We start from the raw sequence: 15378 nt of genomic DNA, 5'->3' as shown, positions 1-15378 counted from the left end.
TTGGCTGATCCCTGGCTGACCATCATCGGTATCGGCGAAGATGGCCTTGCCGGGCTGTCGGAAGCAAGCCGAAAGGCGCTTGCTGGCGCGGAAACCGTGTTCGGCGGTGAGCGCCATCTAGCGCTCGCGAATGCGGGGAGCCGTGGCCGCACCTGGCCAGTGCCATTTGATTCTGATGTCGTGCTCAGTTGCCGCGGCCGGCCGACTGCGGTGCTGGCTTCCGGCGATCCCTTCTGGTACGGCGCAGGTGCAGGCCTCGCCGAAAAACTCGGCGGCGGCGAGTGGATCGCACATCCCGCACCGTCGACCTTCTCGCTCGCCGCCGCGCGGCTGGGCTGGCGGCTCGAATCCGTCATCTGCCTCGGTCTTCATGCTGCGCCGTTCGAACGTCTTGTGCCGCATCTGGCGGACGGCGCTCGGATCATTTGTCTCGTGCGAGACGGCAAAGCTGCCGGCGATCTGGCGCGATGGCTGACGGAGCGCGGATGGGGTGTCTCGCCATTCTGGACTCTCGCCGCGCTTGGCGGACCCCATGAAAAAGTCGGCAAGTATCACGCGGAGACCTATACGCGTGCTCCCACTGTAAATCTGGTTGCTGTCGCCTTCGAGGCGAGGGGGGCGGACGGGCTGTCTCGCGGCTCAGGCCTCCCGGACGCTCTTTTTGCCCACGACGGTCAGATCACAAAACGGCCGGTGCGCGCCTTGGCGCTCTCAGTGCTCGGGCCGTGTCCTGGCAGGAGGTTGTGGGACATCGGTGCGGGTTCTGGATCAATCTCGGTGGAATGGGCATTGGGCGGCGGGTCTGCGATCGCTGTCGAGGCGCGCGAGGATCGTGCCGCCAACATCCGCAGCAATGCGGAAGCGTTCGGATTGGAACACAAGATCACGGTCATCGCAGGCACTGCGCCCGAAGCGCTCGCAACCTTGGACGCGCCGGATGCTGTTTTCATTGGTGGCGGTCTCGATCGCGCAATGTTCGATGCCGTCTGGTCGCGACTTGCGCCGGGGACACGGCTGGTTGCACATTCCGTGACGCTGGAGACGGAGGCATTGCTCGGCGAACTGCATCAACAGCATGGCGGCGAGCTGATGCGGGTCGAGATTGCGCATGCCGCTCCGCTCGGCCGTTACCGCGCGTGGGAGACGACGCGTCCGATGGTGCAATGGAGTACGGTCCGATGAAGGTCGCCGGGCTCGGATTCAAGAAGGAAGCGACGCTGGCCTCATTGCGCGAAGCGCTCGTGGCCGCAGGCGGCCCAGGCGGCCTCGCGGCCGTAGCGACCATCAGCGACAAGGCTGACGCGGAGGTGCTGAAGCAGCTGGCGCACGAGTGTGGCGTTCCGATCAAGGCTGTGCCAGCCGACGTGCTGGCATCCATCGAAACGCCGACGCAATCGAAGCGGATCACCGAAACGTTCGGCACAGGATCGGTCGCTGAGGCAGCAGCTCTCGCGGCCGCCGGCGTCCGCGCGCGATTGATCGCGACGCGCGCGATCTCGCAGGATCGCACCGCGACCGCCGCGATCGCGGAAGGAGACGGCCCATGACGGTGCACTTCATCGGCGCCGGGCCGGGCGCAGCCGATCTTCTCACGCTGCGGGGGCGCGATCTGATCGCGTCCTGTCCGGTCTGCCTCTATGCGGGCTCGCTGGTGCCCGAGGGCGTGCTGGCGCATTGCCCGCCGGGTGCGCGTATCGTCAACACCGCGCCGCTGTCGCTCGACGAGATCATGGCCGAGATTGCCGCCGCCCATGCCGAGGGCAAGGATGTCGCACGGCTGCATTCCGGCGATCTCTCGATCTGGTCGGCGATGGGCGAGCAGCTTCGCCGTCTGCGCGCGCTCGGCATTCCGGTCACGGTCACGCCCGGCGTGCCGTCCTTCTCCGCGGCCGCCGCGGCGCTCGAAACCGAACTGACACTGCCCGGTCTTGCCCAGTCAGTCGTGCTGACGCGCACACCGGGCCGCGCCAGCGCAATGCCCGAGGGCGAGAAGCTCGCGGCCTTCGCCGCGACCGGCGCCGTGCTCGCCATTCACCTGTCGATTCATCTGCTCGACAAGGTCGTTGCCGAACTCACCCCGCATTATGGCGGGGATTGCCCGGTCGCGATCGTCTGGCGCGCGAGCTGGCCGGACCAGCGCATCGTCCGCGCCACACTGGCAACGCTCGATGCCATTGTAGCTGCCGAGATGGAACGCACCGCGCTGATCCTGGTCGGCAGGACACTTGGCACCGCGGATTTCGACGAGAGCCGGCTTTATGCTGCTGAATACGACCGGCGCTACCGGCCCGTCGGCGCTGAGCCGCGCTTTCCGGAGGCGTCGTGATGGCGGCAGGCCTTGTCATCTCCGCGCCGGCCTCCGGCGTCGGCAAGACCACGCTGACGCTGGCGCTCGCGCGCGCCTGGCGCCATCGCGGCTTGAACGTGCAGTGTTTCAAGAGCGGCCCAGATTATATCGATCCGGCCTTCCACGCAGCCGCCACAGGCCGTGCTTCGGTCAACGTCGATAGCTGGGCGATGGACCGCGCGACGATCGAACATTTGGTGAGCCGTGGCAGCGACGCCGACATCGTGCTCGCCGAGGGCTCGATGGGCCTGTTCGACGGCGTCGCCGCGCGCGGTGTCACCGGCACCGGCGCCACCGCTGATATCGCGGAGATGCTGGGCTGGCCGGTGGTGTTGGTGATCGATCCCTCCGGGCAGGCGCAGACGGCCGCGGCGATCGCCGCGGGTCTTCGCGATTATCGCGCCGGCGTGCGCCTTGCGGGCGTCGTGCTCAATCGCGTCGCCAGCCCGCGTCACGAAGACCTTGTGCGGCGCGCGCTCAACGAGGCCGGCATCGCCGTGTTCGGCGCGCTGCCGCGCCATGCGGAGATCAGCCTGCCGAAGCGGCATCTTGGCCTTGTGCAGGCCGAGGAGCAGGCGGAGATCGGCAAGCTGATCGACGAGGCCGCGCGCTTTGTCTCCGAGCATGTGGATCTCGATGCGGTGCTGCGGTCGGCGGCTTCCAGGTCGCCGCAAGGCGTAACGAATGGCCTGAACGTGATGCCGCCCGGCCAACGCATCGCGCTCGCCCGCGATGCCGCGTTCTCCTTCGTCTATCCGCACATGCTGGAAGCCTGGCGCGCGGCCGGCGCGGAGATATCGACCTTCTCGCCGCTGGCGGATGAAGAGCCCGACGCCAGCGCCGATGTGTGCTGGCTCCCCGGCGGCTATCCCGAGCTTCACGCCGGAAAGATCGCGGCGAACATGCGCTTCCGCAGCGGCCTGCGCGCCTTCGCCGAGACGCGGCCCGTGCACGGCGAATGCGGGGGGTATATGGTGCTCGGCACTGCTTTGACCGATGCCGAGGGTATCCGTCATGAGATGGCGGGCCTGCTCGGACTGGAGACGAGCTTTGCCAAGCGTCGCATGCATCTGGGCTATCGCCTTGCCGCGCTCGCGGCGCCGATGCCGGGGCATCAGGTTGGCGCGCGTTTGCGCGGCCATGAATTTCACTATTCGACGATCCTGGCCCAGCCAGACACGCCGCTGGCGGTCGTGCGCGATGCGACGGGTGCGGTCGTCGCCGAGACCGGTTCGCGGCGCGGCCACGCCACCGGAACGTTCTTTCATCTGATCGCGGAGGACCGGTGAGCGGCTTTGTTTCCTTCGTCTCCGCCGGCCCCGGCGATCCTGAATTGCTCACGCTCAAGGGCGCTGCGCGGCTGCGCGAGGCGGATGTCGTGCTCTATGACGATCTTGTCTCCGGCGCGATCCTCGATTTGGTGCGACCCGGGGCCAACCTCGTCGCTGTCGGGAAGCGGGCAGGGCGGCCGTCGACGAAGCAGCATCATGTCAACCGCCTGCTGGTTGACTACGCAGCCACGGGCGTCCGCGTCGTGCGGCTGAAATCGGGCGATGCCGGCATCTTTGGTCGACTTGAGGAGGAGCTGGAGACGCTGCGCGAGGCCGGCGTCGGCTATGAGATCATTCCCGGCGTCACCTCGGCCTGCGTCGCCGCCGCGCAAGCTGGCATCCCGCTGACACGTCGTCACACCTCGCGCCGGGTGCAATTCATGACCGGTGCCGATGTCACCGGCGAGCTGCCCCCAAATCTGAACTGGACCGCACTGGCCGATCCCGATGCGACGACCGTGGTCTATATGGGCCGGAGAACCTTTCCGGCGCTGGTCGCGAAGCTGATCGAGCATGGCCTCTCGCCGAGCACGCCGGCATTGTTCGCGGAATCTCTCGGCCGTGCCGATGAGCGTCTGGTCCGCACCACTATTGTCGAGCTGGCCGATCAGCTGAGCCGCGGCGGTGCGGCCTCCACGGCCGCGGTCATCATGTTCGGCGCGCTGGCGGAGGGCGCATCGTCATGATGAAGTTGTCTCTGATCGGCATCGGTTGCGGCGATCCCGCGCAGCTCACGCAGGCTGCGATTGGCGCGATCAACGCGGCAGATCTGGTCCTGATCCCGCGCAAGGGCGCCGCAAAATCCGATCTCGCCGATCTCAGGCGAACAATTTGCGCCGATGTGCTCACCAACGCCACCACGCGGATCGCCGAGTTCGATCTTCCTGTGCGTGACGCCAGCGAGGCTGACTACCGCAAGGGCGTGGACGATTGGCACGACGCGGTCGCCGCGAGCTGGTCGCAGACGATCGCCCATCATCTCGGCGGTGAGGGCAAGGTCGCGCTGCTGATCTGGGGCGATCCCTCGCTCTACGATTCGTCGCTGCGCATCGCGCGGCGGCTCAATCCGTTGCCAAACATCGAGGTCGTGCCGGGCATCACCTCGATCCAGGCGCTGTGCGCGGCGCATGCGCTGCCGCTCAACGATATCGGCGAGCCATTTCTGGTGACGACGGGGCGGCGCTTGCGCGAAGGCGGCTGGCCTCAAGGCGTCGATACCGTCGTTGTGATGCTCGACGGCGGCACGGCGTTTCAGTCGCTGGATCCTGAAGGCCTTCACATCTGGTGGGGTGCCTATCTCGGTATGACCGACCAGATCATTCTGTCCGGCACGCTGGCCGAAGTGGGCTCGCGCATCGTTGCCGCGCGGCAAGACGCGCGCGAGCGTCATGGCTGGATCATGGACAGCTACATTCTCAAGCGCAGGCCATAAGCGAGGCAGCATGCTCCCCGAATGGATCACCCAGAAATGCCCCGAGATCTCCGCTGATCATCGCGAGGCGGCCATCGCGCGGCAGGCGCAACTGACGAAACCGACCGGGGCGCTCGGCCGGCTCGAGCAGCTCGCGATCGAGCTTGCGGGCCTGCAGGCGAGCGAACGTCCGCGCGCGACGCGCGTGCCGATCATCATCTTCGCCGGCGATCACGGCATCGTCGCACAGGGCGTGTCGGCCTATCCGCAAGCCGTTACCATCGCGATGATGGCGAACTTTGCGTCCGGAGGTGCTGCAATCTCGGTGCTGGCGCGTGAGCTGGGCTCCAGCCTGGAAGTGGTCGACGCCGGCACGCTGGCCGAGGACGCGTTGCCGGGCATCGTCACCGACAAGCCGCGCCACGGCACGCGCGATTTCAGCGTTGAGCCTGCGCTCACGCCGGCGGAGCTGGCATTTGCCTTCGAGGCCGGCCAGCGCGCAGTAGCGCGGGCGAAGGCCAGTCAGCCCGATCTGCTGATCTTCGGTGAAATGGGCATCGGTAACACCACAACGTCTGCGGCGATGGCCGCAAGCCTGCTCGGCATCAGCGCCGAGGAGATCGCGGGCAGTGGTACCGGCGTCGATGCGGCGGGCCGCGCGCACAAGGTGCGCGTGATCGAGGCCGCGATCGCGCGTCATGGCGTGGCGGGCACCTCGCCCGAGAAGATCCTGTGTGCCGTCGGCGGCCTCGAGATCGCGGCCATTTCCGGCGCGATTATCGCGGCCGCGCAGGCGCGCATTCCCGTGCTGATCGACGGTTTCATCGTCTCGGTCGCAGCACTGGCAGCAGTGCGGCTCAACCCGTCGTGCCAGCCGTTCCTGCTGCCGTCGCATCAATCGGCGGAGCAAGGGCATCGGCTGGTGCTGCGCGCACTGAACGTGCAGCCCTTGATCAGCCTCGATCTCAGGCTTGGCGAGGGCTCGGGCGCCGCGATCGCGTTGCCGCTGGTGCGATCGGCCTGCGCGCTCCACAACGACATGGCAACGTTCGCGCAGGCCAATGTGCCTGACAGGCCTAGCTGACTCGCTGATTGACCGACACGACACGCCAGCCGGTCGCGAGCCGGTCGATCCTGGTCAGCGACAGCGGATCGATCACGAAGCGCAAGGCGGCTGGCGACGTCAGGTCGAGCGCGATGCAGAGCGCGGCGCGGATGGTGCCGGAATGCACGACCAGCGCTGCCGAACCCGCGCCGATCCGTGCGAGACCCAGCCGGACGCGCGCGACCTGGTCCTCAAAACTCTCGCCACCGTGCGGCCGTCCGCGCGCTGGATCGCTCCAGAACCGCGCATAGGCCTCGCCACCGCTGCGAGCGAGCTCGTCATGCCGCCGGCCGGTCCAATCGCCAAAATCCTGCTCGCTGAATTCAGCCACCAGCTCGGGCGCGAGCCCCAGCGCGCGCGCCGTCTCGACCGTGCGTCGGGCCGGGCTCGCATAGCTCGCCGCATCGCGCGGCAGGCACAGACGCAGCGCCTCCAGCTGCGCGTGATCGCCGAGGTCGGCGGGCGCGTCATTGGCGTGGATGGTCCCTGCGATGCCGTCGACGGGGGCATGCCGTATCAGCCAGAGGAAGGTCTCGCCTTCCATGCAGATCTCCCGGGGAAATTGGCCGCTGCGGCAATATCGCCGCATCGGCACATTGACTCTGTCTTTGCCGTAATCCTAGATGCTCGCGACGGTTTCCCCGAAAGGGGATGAAAAGGGAATGCGGTGCGGGGACGTTGTCCCCAACGCCGCAGCTGCCCCCGCAACTGTAAGCGGTGAATCCTTCGTCACAAGCCACTGGGTCCTCGGTCCCGGGAAGGCGACGAAGCGGTCACGACCCGCGAGCCAGGAGACCTGCCGTCAGCCGTGGTCACACGCGAAGATGTCGGTCGGGGAGTACAGACATTCGGCTTCATCGGAGGGCTTATAGCCTGATGATGGGACCTTGGTTCGCGGTGACGTGCCACTGACGTCACACCGAGGTCCAGGACCGTGTCTTCCATCCGTATCGTACGACCGCGCCGCTTTCTGCTGGCGTCCGCCGCTCTCACATCTCTTGCCGCCGCCGATACGCCCGCTGCGCTCGCGCAGCAGGCCGGCCAATCTCTGCCACCGGTGGAGGTGTCGCCCCCGCAATCCCGCAAGCAGGCAAAACCGCCGGCGCGGGACGCGGCAAGCGGACGCCGCGCGACTGCGCGCAGGCCTGTCGCCGTAGCGGCGGTGGCAAAGCCAGTTGCGCCGAACGCTGCGGTGCCGACGCCGCTCAATAGCAACGCCGTTGCCGAGAGCGCTTCGCGCCTCGGCCTGACGGTGCGGCAGACGCCTGCGACCGTCGAGGTGATCTCCGCCGAGACCATGCGCGAGCAGGGCTACCGCACCGTCTCCGACGTTGCGCAAGGCGCGGTCGGCGTCACCGCCGGCGACAATCCTGCCGAGCCCTCGGCCTTCTCGATGCGCGGCTTCACCAACAGCCAGATCAACACGCTCTACAACGGCATCAAGATCGGCCCGCAGAACATGACATCGCGGATCATGGACACGGCCAACCTTGAAGCCGTGGAGATTCTCAAAGGCCCGGCCTCTCTGATATCGGGCGAGGGTGCCGCCGGCGGCGCAATCAATTTCGTCACCAAGCAGCCGCACACGGGGCCGATCCGGAACGAAGCCGATTTCTCGTACGACTCGCTGAACTCGTTCCGCGCGCATTACGGCTCGGGCGGCAGCACCAATGTGCAGGGGCTGGACTATCGCTTCGACGTCAGCCGTTCCTCGCTCAACGGCTTTGCCGACGACACCAACACCAAGACGTTCGACGTCTCGGGCCAGCTCAATTACCGCATCTCCGACAGCCTCAAGGTCTGGGGCGCGATCGAGTATCGCGAGGACCGCGGCAAGGCCTATTGGGGCGCGCCGCTAGTACCCGTGGCCTTTAGCAGCTCGCATGCGACGGCAGGCATCGTCTCGGGCACTTATGTCTCGAACTTCAACGGAACCAATCTCGGCCCCGTTACGATCGATGATCGCACCTTAAATACCAATTACAACGTGCTCGACAACCGCAACGTGGCACAGGAAGTCTGGCTGCGCGGCGGCTTCGAGCTGAAGCTGGCACCCGACCTGACATTAAAGAGCCAGGCCTATGCTTACGGCGCGGAGCGATCGTGGTTCAACAATGAGGTCGAGGCGTTCAACGCCACGACGAATACAGTGGATCGCAGCCGTTTCTATGTCGCGCACAGCCAGCGCTTGGTCGGCAACATCACCGACCTGACCTGGGACTCGAACATTGCTGGCCTCGACAATCGTCTCGTCACGACGCTCTCGTCGAGCTATCTCGATTTTGTCCGGCCCGGTGCGGCCAATTTTCCTGGCGATTCCGTCGATCTCGTCGATCCCGATCGCGGCTTCTACGGCCTGCTCACGACCAAAGAGCAGACTGCGCGTATCGACAACGAGGCCCTGTCGTTCGAGGACCGGCTGAAGCTGACACGGACTTTTGCGCTGATCGGCGGCCTGCGCGTCGAGCATATCGGGCTCGATCGCAACTCGACCGACGTCGTCGGTCTGGAGAACGCCGGCTTTCCGTTCCCGAAATCGTGGGCACCCGTCACGGGGCGCATCGGCTACACCTGGGAAGCGGTTCCGGGCCTGACGTTCTTCAGCCAGTACGCCACCGGCGCCGACATCTCGGCCAACAACATCTTCCTGCTGGGACCGACCCAACCGCTCGACCTCACCACCGCGCGCACCTATGAGACCGGCGTCAAGCATGTGCTCTGGGATAACAGGGCGGAGTGGTCATTCTCGGCCTACGATATCGTGCGCAAAAATGTCTATGCCGCAGCCGGCGGCCAGACGCTCAACATCGCGGGACGGCAGGACTCAAAGGGCGTCGAGCTCGCCGGATCGATCCGCCCGATCGAGCCTTTGCGTCTGTGGGGCAACATCGCCTATGTCGATGCGCGCTATGCCGACTATGATTTCGTCGGCGGCTCGTTCTCGGGCAACACGCCGCCGAACGTACCGCGCATTGTCGCCAATGCCGGCGCGTCCTGGCGGTTCCTCACGCCATGGCCGGTGGAGATCGGCATCACCGGTCGTCATGTTGGCGATCGCACCAACAGCGACGCCAACACCGTGACGATGAATGCGTACACGGTGGGAGACCTCTACGCCTTCGTCGATATTCCCAAGGCGGTCTTCAATGCCGTCGACCAGGCCCGCCTGACCTTCCGGGTGCGTAACTTCACCGACAAGCACTACGCGATCTGGGGCGACCCGTTCTATCCCGACCAGGTCCTCTTGGGCGCACCGCGGACCTACGAGATCTCCGCTGCGTTCAAATGGTGAGGCCATAAACGCATGATGGCCGCGATTGTCCTCTTGCACCGCTGGCTTGGGATCGCGTTCTGCCTGATGTTCGCGATGTGGTTTGCGAGCGGAATTGTGATGCATTTCGTTCCGTTTCCGTCGTTGACCGAGGCGGAGCGCCTTGCCGGCCTGGCGCCGGTGGAGCGCGGGCCGGCCGTCATGGCTGTTGCCGATGCCGTGACCGCGAGCGGAATCACCGGCGCCACGCGCGTTCGCTTGATCCAGCGCGGCGACGGGTCGGTCTATGTCGTGTCGGGACCGTCGCGCGTGCGGGCTGTCCATTCGTCAGACGGGGCCGACGCGTCGGTGGAGTTTCCCGATACCGCGCTCGCCATTGCGCAAGACCATGCCCGCCGACGCGGGCTCGATGCCGCACGCGCCACGATCGTTGCGCGCGCGGACTACGATCAATGGAGCGTCCCCAACGGCTTCGATCGCCACCGGCCGCTGTTCCGCATCGCTCTCGGCGATGCGGCCGGAACGGAAGTCTACGTGTCGTCGCGCACCGGTGAGGTCGTACTGGACACAACCCGCAGCGAGCGTGGCTGGAATTGGGTCGGCAGCGTCCTGCACTGGATCTATCCAGCGGTTCTCAGGAGCAACTGGGCGCTGTGGGATCGCGTGATCTGGACGCTGTCGCTGTTGGCCTTGATCGGGGCAATGTTCGGCGCGGTGCTCGGTGTGATCAGGATCAGGATTCGCGGACGCCAGATCTCGTCGCCTTACCGCGGCTGGCACGCGCTGCACCACATCATCGGGCTCTTTTCGACTATGTTCGTGTTGGCCTGGATCTTCAGCGGCTGGCTCTCCATGGATCACGGCCGGCTGTTCTCACGCGGGCAATTGACCGCGGCTGAGGCGAGCGTGACGAATGCGGTGCCGGACTGGCGCGCGGCTCCATCTTTCGATCAGCGGCCGCTATCGACGTCATCCCGTGAAGTCGAATGGTTCGCCTTCAATGGCAGCGCCTATCGGCGCGATCGGACAGACCTTGGCAGCCAGACCCTGATCAAAGCAGGCGAGCCAGCCCGCGATCGGCAGATGGCATTCCTGGAGGAGCAGGACGTCTCCAGCCTGACACCACGTTTGGCGGCCGGATGTGACGCGGCGTCCGTTCTTGCCGACAACGACGCCTATCCCGCCCGTCCCATCGTCCCCGGTGCGCCCGTCTATCGCTCCCGCTGCGGCGATCTCTGGTTCGACGTCGATGGTGCCGATGGCAGCATCGTGCAGCGGCTCGATGCCTCGCGGCGGGCCTATCGCTGGGCCTACAGCGCGCTGCACACGCTCGATCTCCCCGTTCTCATGGCGCATCCGCGCCTGCGCGATGGCCTGATCGTCGGACTTTGCGCACTGGGCCTGGTGTTTTCCGTCACCGGCATCGCGATCGGCTGGCGGCGTTTGCGGGCGACATTTGCGACCAAAGCGGCATGACGCGCCATTAAGTGTTTCTGGTCACGGCGCGCGCCGACAGCGTAACGACGCACATCAGCGCGGCGAGCATCCAGAAGGCCGCCGGCAATCCGACGGCATGGGCGACAAAACCGATGCCGGCAGGGCCAATCAGAACGCCGGCATAGCCGGCGGTGGTGATCGACGCCACCGCGAGCCCGGTGGGCATGGCCGTTTGCCGCGCCGCGCCGCGGAACAGCACCGGCACGAGGTTCGACGCGCCGAGGCCGATCAGCAGGAAGCCGGCGATGGCAACGGACGCGCTCTGTGCCAGCAGCAGCACGGCAAGGCCCGCGACCGCAAGCAGGCTTCCCCCGATCAGTGTCGCCCGATCGCCAATCCGTGCCACGACGGCATCGCCGCCAAGCCGGCCGGTGGTCATCGCGATCGAGAACACGATGTAGCCGATGCCGCCTCGCGCCTCGCTGACGAGGCCTGCGTCGATGACGAGCAGTGCGCCCCAGTCGAGCATTGCGCCTTCGATCAGGAAGGTGACGGCCGCGAGTAGCGCCAGCAACAGCACGATGCCGTGCGGCAGCACGAATAGCGGGCCTTCCTGCGCCTGAGCCCTTCGCAGGAGGCGCGGCCAGGTTATCGCCATCGCGATCAGCATCAGCGCGGAACAGATCAGGGCGCTTCCGAGCGGCCCAAGATGCAGCGACAACAGCGCCGTCATCACCGCGGATCCGGTGAAGCCGCCAATGCTGAAGAGTGCATGGAAGCCCGACATCAAAGGCTCGCTCGCCGCGCGTTCGACCTCGACAGCATGAATGTTCATGGCGACATCGATCGAGCCGAGCGCACCACCGAACGCGAGCAGCGTCAGCGCCAATGCCACGGGCGTGCCGGCGACGACCAGCAGCGGCAAGATCAGGGCAAGGCCGATCCCGCCGGCGATGATGATCGGCTTGGTGCCGTAACGTGCGCTCAGGATACCGGTCGCGAGCATCGCGAGGACCGAGCCGATGCCGAGGCTGAGCAGCAGCAGGCCGAGGACGGCGTCGTCGACCGCGAGCCGCGCCTTCGCGAACGGGACCAGCGGCGCCCAGCACGCAAGGCCAAATCCGGCGACCAGGAACGAGAGGCGCGTGGCGAGCCGCGTCGCTGGCCGGTCGGCTGAGGTCATCGATGGACTCCGGGAGGGAAGCGCGCGGGTGAGGGGTGTGCTTAGATCATCAACGGGAAGCGAAGGCCAGAGTTCCGGCAGCGCGGTGAGTTGACGTTTTGTATCATTGTGATGTCGTTCCTTGCGCGGTCACCTGCTCGGTCAACCCCCGCACATCAGAACATTCCATTTTACCGAAGTTCGGATTTGTCGCATATATCGGCCGTCGCGCGAGCCGCGGATGGCGGTGATGGACCCTAGGGGCACAAATAAATGGAAGCTGCGCTGACCGCTGTGCATAGCTCGTAGGCATCCGACGATCGGATATCGCGATTCGAGCGCCTGCAAATTAGCCAAACGGTTCGTTTGCTCCGAGTGCGGCGCGGCGAAAGTCGCTATTCGCACGGAAAAATCCGTGGCGCGCTGCACGTTTCTCCCTACACTTGCGTGCTCATTCCGCGGGCAGTTCGGCCCGCCGTGATGGTCGCGAGCCGCACCTTCTAGGCGTGCATCATCATCTCCGCGCCCGAGGGTTTATTGTGGTGCGGCTGCAGGTGCCAAACGGGAAAGGCGGACGGCATGAAAGCTGCTTGGCTGGAAAAGCGTCGCTCGGCCACGTTATGCTGCGCGCCGACCCGCCATTGAAGCTGCGATCGTCAGCCTCGCCAAAAAAAGTCGTCAAGAAATCAGGATATCGCTGATGCGTCTCGTCACAGTTGCCGCCGCCCAGATGGGCCCGATTCAGAAGGCCGACAGCCGCGAGGCCGTGGTCAAGCGCATGATCGCGCTGATGGACGAGGCGAAAGCCAGGGGTGCTGATCTCATCGTCTATCCGGAACTGGCGCTGACGACATTCTTCCCGCGCTGGTATGTCGAGGACCGCGCGGCATTCGACAACTGGTTCGAGCGCGAGATGCCGAATGCGGCGACCAAGCCGCTGTTCGAGCGCGCGGCGCAGCACAGAATCGCGATGAATTTCGGCTATGCCGAGCTGACGCCCGATGGCCACCACTTCAACACGGCCGTTCTGACCGACAAATCCGGCAAGATCGTCGGCAAATATCGCAAGGTCCATTTGCCCGGTCATGTCGAATACGAGGCACATCGATCGCATCAGCATCTGGAGAAGCGCTATTTCGAGCCGGGCGATCTCGGCTTCAATGTCTGGCGCGAGCTCGGCGGCATCATTGGCATGGCGATTTGCAACGATCGCCGCTGGCCCGAGACCTATCGCGTCATGGGCTTGCAGGGCGTCGAGATGGTGCTGATCGGCTACAACACGCCGTCGGTGAATGCGGAGCAAGGCGAGGAGGGTGTCGAGAAGCGCCTGTTTCACAACCGCCTCTCCGTGCAGGCCGGCGCCTATCAGAACGCGACCTGGGTGGTTGCCGTCGCCAAGGCCGGCGTCGAGGACGGGCATGCGCTGTTCGGCGGCAGCCTGATCGTCGATCCCAATGGCGAGATCGTCGCTGAAGCAAAGACCGACGGTGATGAGGTTCTGGTCCATGCTTGCGACCTCGATGCCACCACCTTCGGCAAGACCACGATCTTCGATTTCGCCCGGCACCGCCGCATCGAGCATTACGGCCTGATCACCAGCCGGACCGGCGCGGTGCCGCCACCGGCGAAGTGACGCCACCGGTCTTCCCGCAAGCTGACGACCACGATGGAGTGCCCCGTGACAGAACCCACCTACGACCTCATCATCCGCGGCGGGCGCGTCGCCACCACGACCGACGTGTTCGAGGCCGACGTCGCCATCTCCGGCGAGGCCATCGCTGCGATGGGCCGCGGCTTGCCGCCAGCCAAGCGCGAGATCGATGCGCGGGGCAAGCTGGTGCTGCCGGGTGGCGTCGACAGCCACGCGCATATCGAGCAGCTCTCTGCGGCCGGAATCATGAATGCCGACACGTTTGAGAGCGCGACCGTATCGGCAGCCTTTGGCGGCACCACCACGGTGATTCCATTCGCGGCCCAGCATGTCGGGATGAAGCTGCCGCAGGTGGTGGAGGACTATCACGCGCTCGCCAGGAAGGGCGCCGTGATCGACTACGCCTTTCACATGATCATCGCGGACGCGACCAAGGAAACGGTCGAAGAGCACATTCCCGCGCTGGTGAAGCAGGGGCATGCGTCGATCAAGATCTTCATGACCTATGACCGGCTCAAGGTCGATGACGAGCCGCTGCTCGATATTCTCCTGGCGGCGCGCCAGTCCGGCGCGATGCTGTGTGCGCATGCGGAGAACCACGGCATCATCGCCTGGATGGTGAAGCGCTTGCTTGCACGCGGCTACACGATGCCGAAATACCATGCCGTCAGCCACGCCCGCGTGTCGGAAGCAGAAGCCTTCACGCGGCTGATCGGCATGGCGGCGCTGCTCGACCAGCCGATCATGATCTTCCATGTCTCGACCGCTGAGGGTGCCAGGGTGATCCGTGATGCGCGCGGGCAGAGGTTGAAGGTGTTCGCGGAGACCTGTCCGCAATATCTGTTCCTCACTGCTGGCGATCTCGACAAGCCCGGCGCGGAAGGCGCGAAGTGGATGTGCAGCCCGCCGCCGCGCACGCATGCCGACCAGGAAGCGCTGTGGCAGGCATTGTCGCTCGGCGATCTCCAGACCATTTCGTCGGATCACGCGCCGTATCGCTTTGACGAGACCGGCAAGCTGCGCGCCGGCCCCAATCCGAACTTCAAGCAGGTCGCCAATGGCCTGCCGGGACTCGAGCTGCGCTTGCCGCTGCTGTTCGACGCGATGGTCTCGAAAGGACGCCTGGGTCTCGAAAAATTCGTCGAGCTGACCGCGACGGCGCCCGCCAAGATCTACAATCTGCATCCGCGCAAAGGCTCGATCGCTGTCGGCGCCGATGCCGATATCGCGATCTGGGATCCCAATCGCGAGACCGTCATCGCCGACGAGATGATGCACGATCTCGCCGGCTACACGCCGTTCGCTGGACGCAAGCTGAAAGGCTGGCCGGTGTCGGTGCTGTCACGCGGCCGGCTGATCGTCGACGGCGGCAAATGCCTCGCCAGTGCGGGCAGTGGCCAATTCCTGGCGCGCAGCGGCGGCGAAGCGGCGAAGCCGACCGGCCGGCTCGTCGCGGACATGGATCCGGAGCGGAATTTCGGAGCCAGACTGCTGTGATCGCGCGCCCCGCGCGATGAAGATCGTTGTCCGCGCAGCTGCGCAGCGACAGCCGGAAGTCGCCAATATCCTGCTAGCGAGGAACGGTTGCTGGCATACCATTTGCAAGCCAATGGGCTCTGTTTCACCTCGCTTTGGCCAATGAACGGCCGGCATCACGGCATGA

The 15378-nt window shown here is 65.6% G+C and carries 13 protein-coding genes and 1 riboswitch; of the genes, 11 read left to right on the top strand and 2 right to left on the bottom strand.

Annotated elements, in window-relative coordinates; genetic code table 11:
- The 7 genes from cbiE to cobT are packed head-to-tail and all read left to right on the top strand — an operon-like array spanning position 1 to position 6173.
- Positions 1-1182: a precorrin-6y C5,15-methyltransferase (decarboxylating) subunit CbiE gene (cbiE, locus tag L6639_RS04200; protein ID WP_237859443.1), complete on the top strand. Its 1182-nt coding sequence runs from the start codon at positions 1-3 to the stop codon at positions 1180-1182.
- Positions 1179-1547 carry a cobalamin biosynthesis protein gene (locus L6639_RS04195; protein WP_237859109.1) on the top strand — a complete coding sequence of 123 codons (369 nt, stop codon included), beginning with the start codon at positions 1179-1181 and terminating at the stop codon, positions 1545-1547. Before cbiE ends, L6639_RS04195 begins: the two co-directional genes overlap by 4 nt.
- Positions 1544-2326 carry a precorrin-4 C(11)-methyltransferase gene (gene cobM / locus L6639_RS04190; RefSeq protein WP_237859108.1) on the top strand — a complete coding sequence of 261 codons (783 nt, stop codon included), beginning with the start codon at positions 1544-1546 and terminating at the stop codon, positions 2324-2326. The genes L6639_RS04195 and cobM overlap by 4 nt, the downstream gene beginning before the upstream one ends.
- Positions 2326-3636, top strand: coding sequence for a cobyrinic acid a,c-diamide synthase CobB (locus L6639_RS04185; protein ID WP_237859107.1), 1311 nt, complete (start codon positions 2326-2328; stop codon positions 3634-3636). Before cobM ends, L6639_RS04185 begins: the two co-directional genes overlap by 1 nt.
- Positions 3633-4364, top strand: coding sequence for a uroporphyrinogen-III C-methyltransferase (gene cobA, locus L6639_RS04180; RefSeq protein ID WP_237859106.1), 732 nt, complete (start codon positions 3633-3635; stop codon positions 4362-4364). Before L6639_RS04185 ends, cobA begins: the two co-directional genes overlap by 4 nt.
- Positions 4361-5110 (top strand): precorrin-6A synthase (deacetylating), encoded by a 750-nt coding sequence (gene cobF, locus L6639_RS04175; protein ID WP_237859105.1) that lies wholly within the window; start codon positions 4361-4363, stop codon positions 5108-5110. The genes cobA and cobF overlap by 4 nt, the downstream gene beginning before the upstream one ends.
- Positions 5111-5120: 10 nt before the next feature.
- Positions 5121-6173: a nicotinate-nucleotide--dimethylbenzimidazole phosphoribosyltransferase gene (gene cobT / locus L6639_RS04170; protein ID WP_237859104.1), complete on the top strand. Its 1053-nt coding sequence runs from the start codon at positions 5121-5123 to the stop codon at positions 6171-6173.
- Here cobT and L6639_RS04165 read toward each other — a convergent pair.
- Positions 6166-6738, bottom strand: a complete 573-nt coding sequence (locus tag L6639_RS04165) for a histidine phosphatase family protein (protein ID WP_237859102.1) — start codon at positions 6736-6738, stop codon at positions 6166-6168. The two genes, cobT and L6639_RS04165, sit on opposite strands and share 8 nt — an antisense overlap.
- 72 nt (positions 6739-6810) lie before the next feature.
- A riboswitch (cobalamin riboswitch) is annotated at positions 6811-7012 on the top strand.
- A gap of 116 nt (positions 7013-7128) precedes the next feature.
- On the opposite strand from L6639_RS04165, the gene L6639_RS04160 reads away from it, so the two are divergent.
- Together L6639_RS04160 and L6639_RS04155 are read left to right on the top strand one after the other, a co-directional pair.
- Positions 7129-9486 (top strand): TonB-dependent receptor, encoded by a 2358-nt coding sequence (locus L6639_RS04160; protein ID WP_237859100.1) that lies wholly within the window; start codon positions 7129-7131, stop codon positions 9484-9486.
- A gap of 12 nt (positions 9487-9498) precedes the next feature.
- Positions 9499-10941 (top strand): PepSY domain-containing protein, encoded by a 1443-nt coding sequence (locus tag L6639_RS04155; protein ID WP_237859098.1) that lies wholly within the window; start codon positions 9499-9501, stop codon positions 10939-10941.
- A gap of 7 nt (positions 10942-10948) precedes the next feature.
- Here L6639_RS04155 and L6639_RS04150 read toward each other — a convergent pair whose 3' ends face one another.
- A complete protein-coding gene (locus L6639_RS04150) occupies positions 10949-12085 on the bottom strand; it encodes an MFS transporter (protein ID WP_237859097.1) in 1137 nt (378 codons plus the stop codon).
- A gap of 679 nt (positions 12086-12764) precedes the next feature.
- Between L6639_RS04150 and L6639_RS04145 the strand changes: the two genes are divergently transcribed.
- Together L6639_RS04145 and hydA are read left to right on the top strand one after the other, a co-directional pair.
- Complete coding sequence (locus tag L6639_RS04145; protein ID WP_237859096.1) at positions 12765-13697, top strand: N-carbamoyl-D-amino-acid hydrolase; 933 nt, start codon at positions 12765-12767, stop codon at positions 13695-13697.
- Between the two features lie 45 nt (positions 13698-13742).
- Positions 13743-15212, top strand: coding sequence for a dihydropyrimidinase (gene hydA, locus L6639_RS04140; RefSeq protein ID WP_237859095.1), 1470 nt, complete (start codon positions 13743-13745; stop codon positions 15210-15212).
- Positions 15213-15378: the final 166 nt, after the last annotated feature.

Origin of the sequence: Bradyrhizobium zhengyangense (assembly GCF_022012555.1) — a bacterium.
Taxonomy (GTDB): Bacteria; Pseudomonadota; Alphaproteobacteria; order Rhizobiales; family Xanthobacteraceae; genus Bradyrhizobium; species Bradyrhizobium zhengyangense.
This window is presented reverse-complemented; position numbering and strand designations above follow the sequence as displayed.